The organism is Bradyrhizobium sp. Kon10 (assembly GCF_055807395.1).
Window position 1 is genome coordinate 80,218 of record NZ_JBVVOZ010000010.1, and the last position, 14,469, is coordinate 94,686.

At 63.8% G+C, this 14,469-nt stretch carries 16 protein-coding genes; 12 read left to right on the forward strand and 4 right to left on the reverse strand.

Annotated elements, in window-relative coordinates; all coding sequences use genetic code 11:
- The first annotated feature begins 76 nt into the window (after positions 1-76).
- From AC0L2O_RS16205 to AC0L2O_RS16215, 3 genes are read left to right on the forward strand one after another with little or no spacing between them, the layout of a single operon-like run.
- On the forward strand, positions 77-2,128 hold the full coding sequence (locus AC0L2O_RS16205; protein WP_473370408.1) for an FUSC family protein: 2,052 nt from the start codon (positions 77-79) through the stop codon (positions 2,126-2,128).
- The gene (locus AC0L2O_RS16210; protein WP_409189169.1) at positions 2,125-2,331 is read left to right on the forward strand and encodes a DUF1656 domain-containing protein; all 207 of its coding nucleotides are present in this window, start codon (positions 2,125-2,127) and stop codon (positions 2,329-2,331) included. Before AC0L2O_RS16205 ends, AC0L2O_RS16210 begins: the two co-directional genes overlap by 4 nt.
- Positions 2,328-3,194, forward strand: coding sequence for an efflux RND transporter periplasmic adaptor subunit (locus AC0L2O_RS16215; protein ID WP_409189168.1), 867 nt, complete (start codon positions 2,328-2,330; stop codon positions 3,192-3,194). Before AC0L2O_RS16210 ends, AC0L2O_RS16215 begins: the two co-directional genes overlap by 4 nt.
- A gap of 103 nt (positions 3,195-3,297) precedes the next feature.
- Here AC0L2O_RS16215 and AC0L2O_RS16220 read toward each other — a convergent pair whose 3' ends face one another.
- Positions 3,298-4,416: a glycoside hydrolase family 172 protein gene (locus AC0L2O_RS16220; RefSeq protein ID WP_473370409.1), complete on the reverse strand. Its 1,119-nt coding sequence runs from the start codon at positions 4,414-4,416 to the stop codon at positions 3,298-3,300.
- A 313-nt stretch (positions 4,417-4,729) separates the two neighbouring features.
- Here AC0L2O_RS16220 and AC0L2O_RS16225 point away from each other — a divergent pair, with 313 nt between their 5' ends.
- The 8 genes from AC0L2O_RS16225 to rnz all read left to right on the forward strand — a co-directional run bounded on the left by AC0L2O_RS16225 (position 4,730) and on the right by rnz (position 11,789).
- Positions 4,730-6,589, forward strand: a complete 1,860-nt coding sequence (locus AC0L2O_RS16225) for a flavin-containing monooxygenase (protein ID WP_473370410.1) — start codon at positions 4,730-4,732, stop codon at positions 6,587-6,589.
- Entirely contained in the window at positions 6,586-7,401 is an 816-nt protein-coding gene (locus tag AC0L2O_RS16230; RefSeq protein WP_473370411.1) for a shikimate dehydrogenase family protein, read from the forward strand. Before AC0L2O_RS16225 ends, AC0L2O_RS16230 begins: the two co-directional genes overlap by 4 nt.
- Positions 7,402-7,529: 128 nt before the next feature.
- Complete coding sequence (locus tag AC0L2O_RS16235; RefSeq protein WP_473370412.1) at positions 7,530-8,348, forward strand: lytic murein transglycosylase; 819 nt, start codon at positions 7,530-7,532, stop codon at positions 8,346-8,348.
- Positions 8,349-8,460: 112 nt separating this feature from the next.
- Positions 8,461-8,682, forward strand: coding sequence for a hypothetical protein (locus AC0L2O_RS16240; RefSeq protein ID WP_369724549.1), 222 nt, complete (start codon positions 8,461-8,463; stop codon positions 8,680-8,682).
- A gap of 12 nt (positions 8,683-8,694) precedes the next feature.
- Positions 8,695-9,117, forward strand: coding sequence for a hypothetical protein (locus AC0L2O_RS16245; RefSeq protein WP_369724547.1), 423 nt, complete (start codon positions 8,695-8,697; stop codon positions 9,115-9,117).
- 481 nt (positions 9,118-9,598) lie between these two features.
- Positions 9,599-10,045: a MaoC family dehydratase gene (locus AC0L2O_RS16250; protein ID WP_473370413.1), complete on the forward strand. Its 447-nt coding sequence runs from the start codon at positions 9,599-9,601 to the stop codon at positions 10,043-10,045.
- A 104-nt stretch (positions 10,046-10,149) separates the two neighbouring features.
- On the forward strand, positions 10,150-10,647 hold the full coding sequence (locus AC0L2O_RS16255) for a hypothetical protein (RefSeq protein WP_473370414.1): 498 nt from the start codon (positions 10,150-10,152) through the stop codon (positions 10,645-10,647).
- A 236-nt stretch (positions 10,648-10,883) separates the two neighbouring features.
- Positions 10,884-11,789 carry a ribonuclease Z gene (gene rnz / locus AC0L2O_RS16260; RefSeq protein ID WP_473370415.1) on the forward strand — a complete coding sequence of 302 codons (906 nt, stop codon included), beginning with the start codon at positions 10,884-10,886 and terminating at the stop codon, positions 11,787-11,789.
- A gap of 17 nt (positions 11,790-11,806) precedes the next feature.
- Here rnz and AC0L2O_RS16265 read toward each other — a convergent pair whose 3' ends face one another.
- The gene (locus AC0L2O_RS16265) at positions 11,807-12,154 is read right to left on the reverse strand and encodes a MerR family transcriptional regulator (RefSeq protein WP_369724539.1); all 348 of its coding nucleotides are present in this window, start codon (positions 12,152-12,154) and stop codon (positions 11,807-11,809) included.
- A gap of 80 nt (positions 12,155-12,234) precedes the next feature.
- Between AC0L2O_RS16265 and AC0L2O_RS16270 the strand changes: the two genes are divergently transcribed.
- Positions 12,235-13,245, forward strand: coding sequence for a zinc-dependent alcohol dehydrogenase family protein (locus AC0L2O_RS16270; RefSeq protein ID WP_473370416.1), 1,011 nt, complete (start codon positions 12,235-12,237; stop codon positions 13,243-13,245).
- A gap of 50 nt (positions 13,246-13,295) precedes the next feature.
- On the opposite strand, the gene AC0L2O_RS16275 is transcribed toward AC0L2O_RS16270, so the two are convergent.
- Both AC0L2O_RS16275 and AC0L2O_RS16280 read right to left on the reverse strand, forming a co-directional pair.
- The gene (locus tag AC0L2O_RS16275; RefSeq protein ID WP_473370417.1) at positions 13,296-13,484 is read right to left on the reverse strand and encodes a hypothetical protein; all 189 of its coding nucleotides are present in this window, start codon (positions 13,482-13,484) and stop codon (positions 13,296-13,298) included.
- A 40-nt stretch (positions 13,485-13,524) separates the two neighbouring features.
- Complete coding sequence (locus tag AC0L2O_RS16280; RefSeq protein ID WP_369724533.1) at positions 13,525-14,256, reverse strand: DUF3750 domain-containing protein; 732 nt, start codon at positions 14,254-14,256, stop codon at positions 13,525-13,527.
- Positions 14,257-14,469 lie beyond the last annotated feature (213 nt).

Consider the following 14,469-nt stretch of genomic DNA (forward strand, 5'->3'; position numbering starts at 1 on the left):
CGTTTGAGACGCTCCGGCGCATTGAGCAGCGGGCGAGCCGCCTGCACGAAGCCAAGACATCAGAGGCGCAATAATCATGCGCGCGCAAGAGCCGTTTTTGGTCCGCCACGCGGACCTCATTTTCGCCTTGAAGACGTTTGCCGCGTCGATGCTGGCGCTCGTCATCGCGCTCGCCATGGACCTGCCGCGGCCCTATTGGGCGATGGCGACCGTGTACATCACCTCTCAGCCGCTCGCCGGCGCGACCAGCTCGAAGGCCTTCTTCCGCGTCATGGGCACGCTGGTCGGCGCGACCGTGACGGTGGCGCTGGTGCCGAACCTGATCGATGCCCCCGAACTCTTGTGCCTCGCGATCTCGCTCTGGGTCGGGCTCTGCCTTTACGTTTCGCTGCTCGACGGCACACCACGCAGCTACCTCTTCATGCTGGCCGGATACACTGTTGCGCTGATCGGCTTTCCCGCGGTATCAGAACCGGGCTCGATTTTCGACACCGCAGTCGCGCGTGTCGAGGAGATCTCGCTCGGAATCATCTGTGCCAGTCTGGTCTCGACCATTGTCTTTCCCCGCAGCGTCGCACCGGCGGTCGCTAACCGCATCGACAGCTGGCTGTTGGATGCGCGCCGTCTCAGTCAGCTCGTGTTGCTGCGCGAGGGCGCCAACGAGATGCGCCGCAGCAAGCGCCTCAAGCTTGCGACCGACATTGTCGAGATCGACACGCTCTCAGCCCATCTCGCCTATGACCGGTTGACGGACCGCAATGCCGTGATCGGCCTCGGCGAAATCCGGTTGCGCATGCTGATGCTGCTGCCGGTGATCGCTTCTCTTGAGGACAGGCTGGCCGCGCTGGGCGAGGAGGGGTTGCGGCGGCAGAGCGAGCCGAAGCGGCTTCTGGACGATCTGGCGCAGTGGATCGTGAGCGACATCGGCGCGCGGCAGCCGGCCGAGCGGATCCGCGCCATGATTGCGGAGCGGCAGGCGGTGCTCGATGATAGCTCCTCCTGGGAGCGGATCATCACCACGAGCCTGTTGTCGCGGTTGCGCGAGCTCGTCGACCTCTCGCGCGACTGTCGTGCGTTGACCCGGGCGATCGGAGAGAACCGCGTCGTCTCGACCCTCGATCTCGCCTTTCACTCCGAAGCCGGCGCCGCGCCCGTGCGTCATCGCGACCGCGGCCTCGCCCTGTGGTCGGCTGTCGGTGCCGCGATCGCTATCCTGATCTGCTGCGCGTTCTGGATCGGGACCGGCTGGCCGGACGGCGCGTCGGCTCCCATGATGGCCGCCGTTGCCTGCTCGTTCTTCGCCGCGCAGGACGAGCCGGCCCGCTTCATCCGCAGCTTTGGCCTGTGGTCGCTGGTCGCCATCGTGGTCGTCGCTGTCTATCTGTTCGCGCTGGTGCCTGCGATCTCCCATATCGAAGTCTTGATCGTCGCGCTCGCGCCGACTTTCCTGCTCTATGGTTTGTTGATCGCGCGGCCGGCAACGGCCGGGACGGGCATGGCGCTCGCGGCCAATACGGCGACGCTGCTCGCGCTGCAATCGACTTACAACGCGGACTTTGCGTCCTATGCCAATTCAGCGGTCGCTTTCTTCGTCGGCGTCGTGATCGCCGAGCTCGTGACGCGGATCGCGCGGGGGGTGGGCGCGGAATGGATCGCCAATCGCCTGGTGCTGTCGAGCTGGAGAACCATCGCGGTGGCCGCCGAACGGCGCGGCAGGCGCGACCGCGCGGAGTTCGCGGGCCTGATGCTACACCGGCTTGGGCTGTTGGTGCAGCGCATCGCGTTCCTCTCGGAGAGCGATCGCCGCGACGCCGACAGCCTCGTCCAGCTCCGCATCGGGATCAATATCATCGACCTCCGCCGCGCCCGCTATGGCCTCGCAGTATCGACCATTTCCGCCATCGATGACATGTTGGATCAGCTCGCCATCGCGTGCCGGAGCTATGCCGGCGGCGGAATGCCGGCTGAGCTGCTGCGGCACGTCGATCTTGCCCTGGCGCAGGCGGTCAGGGATCCCAATGACAGCGCGCGCGAGGATGCCTTGATCGGCCTCGTCGGTATCCGGCGCGGGCTGTTTCCGGATGCGCCGGCCTACCGGCCGCGCGCAGGCGAGAGTGTCGCGGCATGAGATATGTGATCGACATCTACGGTGTGCTCGTGCCTGCGCTGCTCCTGTGGATCATCGTCGCTTACATTCTTAGCGCCATTTTGCGCCGGATCATGCAGCGCTTCGATTTGTACCGGCTGGTCTGGCATCGCGCGCTGTTCGATTTTTCGATTTTTGTCTGCCTTCTCGGCGTGGTCGTCTATCTCTCGGAGTATCTCGCATGAAGGGGAATTTCGCCTGGTTCGGCCGCCTCGCGCTGACTGTCATTGTCGTCGTCGCCGCGCTCGCGGTCGGCCGCGAGCTGTGGGTCTACTATATGGAATCCCCCTGGACACGCGATGGGCGCGTCCGCGCCGATGTGGTCCAGGTTGCGCCTGACGTGTCCGGCTTCGTGACGGAAGTACTGGTCAAGGACAACCAGAAGGTCCATCGCGGTGACGTGCTGTTCCGGATCGACCGCGAACGGTTTGCGCTGGCGCTGCGGCAGGCCGATGCTGCGGTGGCCGGTCATCAGGCGACGCTCGATCAGGCAAATGCCGATTTGAAGCGTTACAGTGCGCTGACCACTGACGCGGTGTCGCAGCAGAGGCAGGAACAGGTGCTCGCGACCCAGCTCCAAGCCAAGGCCGCTTTCGATCAGGCCGTCGCCGACCGTGCGGTCGCCCAGCTCAACCTCGACCGCAGCGAGGTCCGCGCCTCCGTCAACGGCGTGATCACCAACATGGATTTGCGTCCCGGCGCTTACGTCACGGCGGGCAAGGGCGTGATGGCGCTGGTCGACAGCGACACCCTGCACGTGGAAGGCTATTTCGAGGAGACAAAGCTCGCGCGCATTCGTATCGGCGACAAGGTGCGTATCCGCCTGATGGGCGAGAAGGTCACGCTGACCGGCCATGTCGAGAGCATCGCCGCCGGCATCGAGGACCGTGATCGCGCCGACGGCGCGAACCTGCTTGCGAACGTCAACCCGACCTTCAGCTGGGTGCGGTTGGCGCAGCGAGTACCTGTGCGTATCGCGCTCGATCCCGTCCCCGAGGGCACGGCACTCGTCGCCGGCCGATCCGCGACGGTGGAGGTGTTGAACTAGCTGAAGCGGTGATGGGAGCTGATGGAGTCGCGCCGCGCATGATTGCGCTCATCGGTGAAGACCACCTCGGAGGCGCGGTCGGGCACGCCGAGCGTGGTCCGGGTTAGTCGATTTCGAGATGGTCCGCGTCGGGCAATGTGGGAAACGGCGCCGCCGGCAGCGTCTGGTACCAGAACGCAACCGACGCGATGTCGTCCTGCAGCGGAAGATATTTTGCCTCCTTGGCGCCCGATCGCCAGCCGAGCGCCTGGATGGTCACGCGCAGATCGCTCTGGAAACGAATGGGATCCGGGATGTGCCATCGGTACATGCCGAACCGTTGCTGCGATTTGTAGACGCCATCCGGGCGGATCACCTGCGGCAGGCCGGCATAGGGCGTGGTGAATTCCTGGTAGCGGGATTGCTGCACTGCGCCGCGGCCGGAATGCGCGACGTAGGGATCGAAGTTGTACGATCCGCAGATATAGTCCTCGGTGCCGGTGCCGCAGATGGTCGGGAATTCGCCGTCGCCGTCAATGAAGAACTTGATCTCCCCTTCGCCCCACCAGCCGTTGTTGTTGACGCCCCAGGCCATGTAGGTGCCGACATATTGGCCGCGCCCGGTGACGCCATCGAGGATAGTGTAGACGTCCTTGTACGGCAGCGGGTTGGTACGGCGGAATTGTGCATGGAAATAGGCGCAATCCTCGGGCACGTCGGTCAGCGTGTAGTTGATCTGGTAATAAACGGTCAGCGCCTCCTCGCTCCGGTTCTCCAGCGTGAAGCGCGCGCGCTTGCGGAACGGCATCTCCCAGTAGCAGTTGAACGCGCGTCCGGGATTGACACAGACCGCCAGCGACGACACCTGCGCAAACTCCTCCCACCCACAGGCGAAGAAGTCACCGGCCGGGCATTCCACGCTCGGCTGCTCCTGGTCGTCCCAGTAGACGCGCAGGATCGAATGGCGAAGCCGTCCTCGCGCGAGCGTCATCCAGATCTGCTGGATCGCGCCCTGGCCCGCGATGTCGGCAAGCGTGAACGTCGCACCGGGCTCGATGACGACGTAGGGCGAGACCTTCCAGCCTTGCCCGAGATCGCGGGCCTGGGCTGCCGCGGGCCCGTCGGTGGACATGCCGCCCTTGCCCTTGTCGCCGGTCAAGTTCTCTGGGCTGATCGAGCGCGTCTGCGCATTCGACAGGCGGGACAGATTGCCGAGATGCAGTCCCAATCCGGAAAACGCCATCGTGTCCTCGACAAGAAGTTAGCGATACCTCGGATATAGCGCTGCCCAATCTACCAAAAGATGAAGACGATCGCGCAAGTGAAGGGGCCGTGTGCAATTGTGCGGAGGCCCAGCCGGCGCGATAGTCCCTGAATTTCTCGCGTACGGCCGATTTGAGCACTTTGCCGGGTTCGCGTTTGCACTTGCGTGCAAGTCAGCGGAACGCTGCGCGCGGTACACGCAAAATGCGGCGGACGCGATTGCATGCGTCACTTTTTCAGGGCTAACTGGCGCAAGCGTAAGGGCCAAGCAGCGCCCGCCGTGGAGGAGATCGATGTCAGCGGAAGGACACAAGACCGGCGCAGCCGGCGCGCCCAGCATCGACATACAGGCCTTGCGGGCGCGCTATCGCGACGAGCGCGACCTGCGTCTGCGCTCCGAAGGCAAGGCGCAGTATGTTGAGGCGACCGGCGGCTTTGCTCGCTACCTCGACGATCCCTGGGCCGACGCCGGATTTGCGCGCGAGCCGGTCAGCGAACAGACCGAGGTGCTCATCGTCGGAGGTGGCTTCGGCGGGCTGCTGTGCGGCGCGCGTCTGCGCGAAGCTGGTATCGATGATTTCCGCATCGTGGAAAAGGCCGCCGATTTCGGCGGGACCTGGTACTGGAATCGCTATCCCGGCGCCGCCTGCGACACCGAGAGCTACATCTATCTGCCCTTGCTCGAAGAGACTGGTTACATGCCGGTGCGCAAATATGCGCGGGCTCCCGAGATCTACCAACACTCGCGCCGTATCGGCCGCCATTTCGATCTCTACGAACGCGCTCTGTTTCAGACCGTCATCGCGCGCATGGCCTGGCAGGAGCAGGAGGAACGCTGGCTGGTCGAGACCGATCGCGGCGACCGCATCCGCGCGCGTTACGTCATCCTCGCCGGAGGCCCGTTGAGCCGGCCAAAGCTGCCCGGCATTCCCGGCATCGAGAGCTTCAAAGGCCATAGCTTCCACACCAGCCGATGGGATTATGCCTACACCGGCGGAAACGCCGAGGGCGGTCTCGACCGTCTTGCCGACAAGCGCGTCGGCATCATCGGCACCGGCGCCACCGCCGTGCAATGCGTGCCGCATCTCGGCCGCGCGGCGAAGGAGCTCTACGTATTCCAGCGCACGCCGTCGGCGATCGGCGTGCGCGACGACCGGCCGACCGACAGCGCGTGGGCGGAGAGCCTGAAGCCCGGCTGGCAGCGCGAGCGGATGGACAATTTCACCGCGGTGATCTCGGGCGAGCCGTTCGAACGGGATTTGGTGCAGGACGGCTGGACCGGCCTGCTCGGCGAGATACTGCTCGCGCCGCGGCGCCAGCCACAACCGGTGACCTCGATGGAAGAGGCGCTGAAGGTGATCGAACAGGCCGATTATCGCAAGATGGAGGAGATCCGGGCCCGTGTCGACGCGGTGGTGAAGGACGAGGCAGCCGCGGCCGCGCTCAAGCCCTGGTACAAGGCCTTCTGCAAGCGGCCGTGCTTTCACGATGAATATCTCGACACGTTCAATCGGCGCAACGTGCATCTCGTCGACACCAATGGCAGGGGCGTCGAACGCATCACCGAGAATGCGGTCGTCGTCGACGGCAAGGGCTACGAGCTCGACTGCCTGATCTATGCCAGCGGCTTCGAGGTCGGCACCGATTATGCGCGCCGCATGGGTTTCGAGGTTTACGGCCGCGACGGCATGAGCCTGTCCCAGCGCTGGCGCGATGGCGTCAAGACGATGCACGGCTTCTACAGCCGCGGCTTTCCGAACTGTTTCCTGATTGTGATGGTGCAGGCCGGACAGAGCGCGAATTTTCCGCACATCATTGACGAGCAATCGCAGCACATCGCCTATGTCATCGCAGAGGCGCGCAAGCGCGGCGCAAGAACGTTGGAGCCGACGCTTGCCGCCGAGAATGCCTGGGTCGACGAGGTCGTGAAGGCCGCAATCGGCCGCCAGACCTACCTCGCCGAATGCACGCCGGGCTATTACAACAATGAGGGCGTGTTCGATCCAATCGCGGCGCGCAATAGCCAATACTGGCGCGGGCCGATGGCGTTCCTCCGGCTGCTCGCCAAATGGCGCAAGGAGGGCACCTTGGACGGATTGGAATTGACCTATGGGTCGGACGCGAAGTCCGACGGCTCTCCAGTGCCGGCATGAACGGCAAGATTCCGGCTCCTACGGGTGCGACGCGGCTCTATCTCATCGTCGGCGATCCCATCGCGCAGGTGCGTTCGCCTGCTGGCGTTTCCGCAGAGTTCGCTGCGCGCGGTCATGACGGCATTCTGGTTCCGGTTCAAATTGCGAGCGCCGATCTGCCTGATTTTCTCGCGGTGGTGAGCCGGTTGAAGAACCTCGACGGCATCGTGGTGACGATCCCGCACAAATTTGCCTGCTATCAGGCCTGTGCCAGCGCGACGGAACGGGCACATTTTCTGCGCACCGTGAATCTGATGCGCCGGCGCGCCGATGGGGCGTGGCACGGCGACATGGTGGACGGCCTCGGATTCCTTGGCGCCGCGCGGGCGAAGGGAATCGATCCGCGGGGAATGCGGGCGCTTCTCGTCGGTGCGGGTGGGGCGGGCTCGGCCATCGCGCTGGCCCTGGTCGAGGCCGGTGTGAGCGAGCTCGCCGTTCACGACAGCGCGGTCGAACGCCGCGACGCGCTGATCGGCCGGCTCAACGGGCTCGGCAAGGCGCCCGTGCGGGCAGGGACCACCGATCCCGCAGGCTTCGACTTCGTCGCCAACGCCACGCCCGCCGGAATGAAGGACAGCGACCCGCTGCCGGTCGATGTCACGCGGCTGGCGCCGTCGGCCTATTGCGGCTGCGTCATCACGAAGCCCGAAACCTCGCCGTTCATCGCGGAAGCCCGCAAGCGCGGCTGTATTACGGCGACCGGCACCGACATGTACCGGCAGCACCAGAGCATCATGGTGGATTTCCTGCTCGGGACGGAGGGCGGGGGATAAGCCTCTGGTTCATCTTAAGCGCGTTGCTTGCATTGATTGCACTGGTCGGGGCTTGAGCGTGTGCCGCTGCCGTAGGATCATGGCGGCGCGCGAGCCGGGTCGCGCACTCGAGAGAAGGGAACGCAGGAATGACCAAGGGCAAGATCGTTGCGGCGGCTATAATCGGCGCGACTGCGCTCATGCTGTCCCCGATGTCCTCGGCCAAGGCCGCGCAATGCGGTAGCTCGCCGGCCGGTTTCGAAGGCTGGAAGCGCGAGTTCAGCGCCGAGGCACAGGGCAAGGGCATCGGCCAGGCGGCGATCTCGGCGCTGATGCAGACCCATTACGCCAGCGCCACCATTGGCGCCGATCGCAGCCAGCACAGTTTTTCGCTGTCGCTCGACCAGTTCCTGGCCAAGCGCGGGGCCACCACCATTGTCGCGCGCGGCCGGTCCCTGAAGCAGTCGCAGGCCGCAATGTTCGCCTCGATCGAGCAGCGTTACGGCGTGCCGCCGGGGCCGCTGATCGCGATCTGGGGCATGGAGACCGGATTCGGCAGCCAGGGCGGCAATCAGAACATGCTCTCGTCGATCGCGACGCTCGCCTATGACTGCCGCCGTCCCGAATTCTTCACCGACCAGCTTTATGCGGCGCTGAAACTGATCGACCGCGGCACCCTGTCAGGGGCGACCCGCGGCTCCATGCATGGTGAGGTCGGCCAGACCCAGTTCATGCCCAAGAACATCCTGGCCTACGGGACGGGCAATCTGGACGTTGCCGCCAACGCGTTGAGTTCGACCGCGAATTTCCTGAAAGCCCATGGCTGGCGTGCAGGAGCCGGTTACCAGCCGGGCGAGCCGAACTTCGCCGCCATTGAGGCCTGGAACGCGGCGGGCGTCTACCAGAAGGCGATCGCATTGATGGGCCGGCAGATCGACCAGGGTGGCGGGGCAGCTGCGGCGCGCTGACTGGCTCCGCAAGGCGTGACCGGGCCGCACTACAGAAAGTTGTTGCTTTTGGGAACCGACGGCACGACGTTTGCTTTGATCAAGTTCAGGGCTGGGCATGAGGAGACTCAACATGGCTACCCAGATCGTGATGGACCAGACTGGCGATACACGCCACGAGTTTGATCCTGGCAATGCCGAAGCGTTGGCGCGGGCCGAACAGCGCTTTCGGGAGCTGACCGGAATAGGCTTCACCGCCGCGCTCCGAACCGGGCCCGGCGAAGTCACCCGGATCAGATCGTTCGACCCGACCGCGCACGAAACGCTGTTCTATCCCCGCCTGGTCGGCGGTTGATCTGAACCGCTCATGGTCGCGGCATTCAGGCTCCGCGCGCCGGCGCGAGCGCGCCTGCACGCGCTCCGCGAACTCTACCGGCGCTTCTTCGGCGAGAACACGCCCGACGCCCGGGGCCGCCGGCTTTTGTCCGAATGGCTGACGCCCGAGCAGCGCGCACAATTCGAGCAGCACCGGCATTTTGACGTCATCGGCTGCGAGACTGGCAAGCGATACCGCATTCACTACGGCACCGCGGCCAATGTCCACGAGATCGACGATGCGGGGATTGCGACAATGGGATGGTGCTTCGTCCCGTCAGGCTTCCTCGTGCCGGGGGACGTGATGCTCGCGCAGAAGATCGCGCTGGAGACGGACGAGAAGGGGGCGCTGGCGCTCGCCAACCGATTTCCGCCGGCAACGCATTCGGAGCACTTTTACCGGCGGCCGTTCTAGAGCGCGATCCGGAACAGTCCGCTGCGGTTTTCCGGAAGATTGCGCTCAAGCCATGGCTTGGAGCGCGGTGACGACGGTTACCGCGCTTCAGCGCATTGGGGCGCCGCGCCCGCTGGTCAGAAGTGCGTGGTGCGATAGGCATCCACCGCGTGCGCCGCGAAGACGCCGATGGCGCAAAGCGCGAGCACGGCTGAGATCAATTCGATCATGGCGCATCCTCCCCAAGCGGCTGGGCGATGAGATGCTGGCAGCAGGCGTACTCGCTGATCAGGTTGAGGAGAAATTGCATATTGGCCGTCCCTGTCTACTTTTGACAAGACAATAGCCGGCCGTTTGTTTCAGGCGTGTTTCGTGGATTTGGGAAAGGGGTTTCGCGGGGAACCGGGGCTGGTCTGTGAGCGGTCGAACCGCTACATCCGCTGTCCAGTCTGTTCCGTCGGCCCCATCGCGTGGGCGGCGCAGCATATTTCGAGGCAAGAGAATGGCACGGATCGAGTGGTTCGATGATCTGACCGTCGGAATGCGCTTCAAATCCCCCGACGTTGAAGTCACCGAGGCGGATATCAAGCGCTTCGCGGCCGAGTTCGATCCGCAACCGATGCACCTCGACCACGAGGCCGCCCAGCAGACCCTGTTCAAGGGGCTGGCTGCATCGGGATGGCACACCGCCGCCATCGCCATGAATCTCGCGATCCAGGCTCGTCCCTTTGGGCCGCACCCGCTGATCGGGGCGGGTGTCGACGGGCTGCGCTGGACCCTTCCGGTGCGCCCCAATGACCGACTGCATCTGGTTGGCGAAGTCCTGAGCCTGACGCCGTCAAAATCGAAGCCGCAAGGCATCGCGCTGGTGAAATGGACGATGTTCAACCAGAACGACGAGGAGGTTTATACCTTCACCCCGATCGCAATCGTGCCGCGACGCGGGTAGGGCGTTCGCGCCGTTCAGCATTGGCCGGGTTGAGCCGGTGGGAGCCCTTGCGGCTCGCATGGAGAGGTGGTCAGCTTCGCCCCGGGAAAACGCTGGAGGCTGACATGAAGCAAATCTTTCTTGCTGCTGCGCTGCTCGCGGGCGCCTTGAGCGCCGGGCCTGCGGCCGCACAACAATCCAAGGTCGGGGACTGGACCATCGAGAAGCGTACCCAGGACACGCACTGCAATGCGAGCCGCGGCTATAAGGACAAGGACGACGAGAACCGCGACTACGTCGTCGTGATCACCTATTCCGACAAGGCCATCGTGATCGTGATGATCTATGACGGCTGGGAGTGGGACAAGGTCGGCGAGATCCTCAAGGCGGACGTCGCCACCGATGATGCCGACATCATGAAGAAAGCGAAGTGGGAGGTCATGGACAAGACCACGGTGCGCGGCATCTTCGAGTACGATCAATCGATCATGGAACGGCTGTCGAAAGCCAAGCGCCTCACGCTGGACTTCGAGGACGATGACGACGACAGCATCGAGATGCAGGTCCCGCGCGCCGGCGAGGCGCTCGCGGCGCTGAAGTTCTGCGAGGAGAACCGGAAGTAAGGTGCTGCGCACTTGCCGCAAGATTGGGGAAGGCGGAACAAAACTGAGTTCAGAAAAGTAGATCGTATCTGGCGTCCGATCGAGGGTCGACGTCGGCTCCTGAGGGGCAGCGTGATGGCATCCTCAGGCGCGGACCGTGAAGCGCTGCGGCAGGTCGCCAGCATTGCGGTGCAGGCGATCGAGGCTCAGTCTGCAAAGGGCTAAGCACCGCCCGGCCCGATGAACAAGTGACGACCATGTTCGCCCTGACATTTCTTGGGACTTCGGCCAGCGTTCCTTCCGCAGAACGCAATCATCCAGCCCTTCTGGTGGAGGCTGCGGGCAAGCGTATCCTGATCGATTGCGGCGAGGGGACCCAACGTCAGTTGCTGCGGAGCGGTGCCGGCTTTCGGCGTCTCGATCGCATCTTGCTCACCCACGGTCATCTCGATCACGTGCTCGGCATCCCCGGTCTCTTTTCGACGTTGCGGTTGCGGCAAAGCGCCGACGTGATGACCATCCATGGCGGGGCAGGCACACTCGATATCGTCGTCCAAATGCTCGCGGGCCTGTGGGGCGCCGGCAGGGCGCCGATCCCGCTGGAGTTCGCAGGGCTGGCGGAAGGCCGGGTGGTCGACGGCGGCGAATTCACCATCGACTGCTTTCCGGTACGCCATCGCGATACCGACAGCTTTGGCTTCTCGTTCCGAACTCCGGCTCGCCGTCACCTTCGGTCCGATCTTCTCGCGGCGCTTGGTGTCCCGGACGGTCCGATGCGCGGAGAATTGGCCGAAGGGCGGCCGGTCATCATTCAAGGCGGCCGAACGATCGATCCGGAGGATGTTCTCGGGCCGCCAAGCGGCGGCAGGAAACTTGTGGTGATCGGCGACACTGAAACCACCGAGGGGCTATCAGAATATGTCGCTGACGCCGACATGCTGGTGATCGAAGCGACCTTCCTCGATCGCGACGCGCCGATCGCGCGGGACTACGGCCATCTCACGGCGGCAGAGGCCGCTTCCCTTGCGGCCGCAAATGGCGTCAAGCAACTCGTGCTCACCCATTTGTCGGGACGTTATCCGGACGAAGAGATATTGACCGAGGCGACAAAGATCTTTGCGAACAGCCGGATCGCTGCCGATTTTGATCATATCGTTGTCTAGCCGCCGTTATCTTTCGATCAGTTCACGCTCGACAAGAAGCCGGCGAGAATCGTCCGGCTTTGGCTGAGCGTCTCGATCCGTTCGTCGATGAGACTGACCTGCTGAGCGAGTATTCGTCGCAGATCGTTGCACGGCGTGAACTGCGGATCGTTGTTCTTCACGCACGGAAGCAACCGCTGAATCGTTTCAAGCGTCATCCCGGCCGCACCGAGCATCTTGATCCGCCGAACGGTTTCCTCTTCAGGCGGACCGTAGTCTCGATAACCGGAATCCGTACGCTGCGGCGCAAGCAGTCCTTCGGCCTCGTAGTAACGCAGCATTCGCACGCTGACTCCCGTCCTGCGGGAAAGCTCGCCAATCTTCATCGCAAAAACCTCTTGACCCTGACAACGCTGTCAGACCTTACAGACCGTGCTCGTCCATGTGAATAGACGGAGGAGCAACGATGAAAGCCTACCATTTGAGCGACGGTGCCGGTGCCGGTGGCGTCGTGCGAGCCGATGTCAGCAAGCCCGAACCCGACAAGGGTGAGGTCCGCATCCGGGTCGAAGCGGCAAGTCTCAATTACCGCGACCTCATGATCCTTGATCGCGCGGGTGAGGGCGCGCTCAACGGCCGCGTGCCGCTCTCCGACGGCGCGGGCATCGTTGACGCCATTGGCTCCGACGTCCTGCAATGGCAACTCGGCGATCGGGTTGCTGCATCGTTTTTTCGCGACTGGGTCACGGGCCCGTTCAAGGCGAGCTATCTTCCGTCAGCTCTCGGTGGCAACACGATGGATGGAATGCTGGCCGAGTATGTCGTCCTGCCGGCAAGTTCGCTCGTCTCCGTTCCGGCGCAGCTGTCCTCGATTGAAGCCGCGACCTTGCCCTGTGCCGGCGTGACGGCCTGGCACGGCCTCATCGCACGCGGCGGGATGGGCAACGGCGACACGCTGCTGGTCCAGGGGACAGGTGGTGTTGCGCTGTTCGGGCTGCAGTTTGCGGCCGCGGTTGGCGCGCGTGCGATCGTGATATCCTCTTCGGACGAGAAGCTCGCCCGTGCCAGGGCACTGGGCGGCTCGATCCTCATCAACTACCGCGACACGCCGAACTGGGATGCCGCCTTGATGAAGGCCACGAATGGCGAAGGCGCGACCCATATCCTCGAGCTCGGCGGTCCCGGCACCTATGACCGATCGCTACGATCGGTCGCGTCGGGCGGCAAGATCATCCAGATCGGTGTGTTGACGGGGTTCGGCCCGAAACCCGACCTCGCGCGCCTGCAGTGGGCAAATGCCGACATCATCGGTGTCACCGTCGGATCGGGCGAACATTTCGCGGCTATGAATAATTTCCTGTCCGGGAACGCGATCCACCCGATCGTCGATCGGGTCTACGGCTTCGACGAGGCGCCCGAAGCGTATGCCTATCTCCGGTCCGGCTCGCATTTCGGCAAGGTCGTTGTGAAGCTGTAGCTATGGCGGCCTCTCGCCGCGATCACATGGCGCTTCGATCGCATCGACATCTAGTCATCCTGGCTGAGATCGCTCGGCTTCGTCGGCATGCCCAGGGTGCCGCCGTCGCCGTGCTCAAGGTCCCGGCCGGCAACATCGGTCTTATCGGCGTCCGCGATGAGAGCTTCGCGCAAACTGCGTGCCTTGTCTTTCCTGACAGCGGATTTGGGTAGGTCGTGCGACGATTTCGGCGTCGGCATCAACGTCCTCCACTGCGGGCTTCTGTTTCCATCACCGGGCTCACACGCCGGCCGCCAAACCAAGGCGGCCAAGGCCTGGAAGTTTCAAGGCGGGGCGCCGGAGATCGAGGCCAAGCACGGCACCGAGGAAGTTGATTTCGAAACCTTCCACCCATCCCACCGTCAATCCGAGATAACCGGAAAGCGAGGCATAGAACCCGGTGCGAGAGGCGGTCAGGCCGATCCATCGCCCCGAATAGGGATAGTCCTTTCCGATCGCGGTCGGTGGCAGCACCGCGCGAAGTTCGGGCACCGCATCCAAAGCGGCTTGGACAAATGTATTCGAATTCGGACCCGGCCAGGCGCTGTAATCGCCATAGGTTCGAAACTTGTAATTTTCGATGACGTCGCGAATCCTGGGAATCAGCAATTCGGCCCGTGGTCCGTCGACAGCCACGATCGCCTCCGGCATCGCTCCAAACCAGCGGCCGTCAGGAGCGAACCCGTTGCTTCGGATCGGCTCGCCCCATGCGGTGTAGTCGTAGCGGGTGTAGCTGGCCGCATGCTTTTCCTTGACGACGATCCAGGTGTGGACAGCAAAGATGCTGCGCCATCGCACCGTGCGCGCAGCGAAAATTCGGATCAGGGCGTCGGGATTGGAGCCGGCTGGTGGCAACAGGCCCGCACTCGATCGGTCGGCGGTCTGCCAGTTGCTGCGACCATCTCCGACCCAGTAATACCGTGCTGCCGACACGCCGATCGGTACGAATACGAGAAGCAGAAACGTGAGCACGGCTTTTCTCAAGGGAAGGTCAGGATTCAGAGGGACCTTAGCGATATAATTCTCAAGAGCCCTCGCGCAATGATGTCCCGGGCGTAGATCGTCCAGCTTCGAAAAGCTCCTCGGCCGGGATCCGCGCCTTCATGCCGCGGTCGAACCGACGCCGAAGACGGCCGAGCTCGGCGCCGTCGCCACCGCGCTCGAGTCAGAGCCGTTCATGACCTA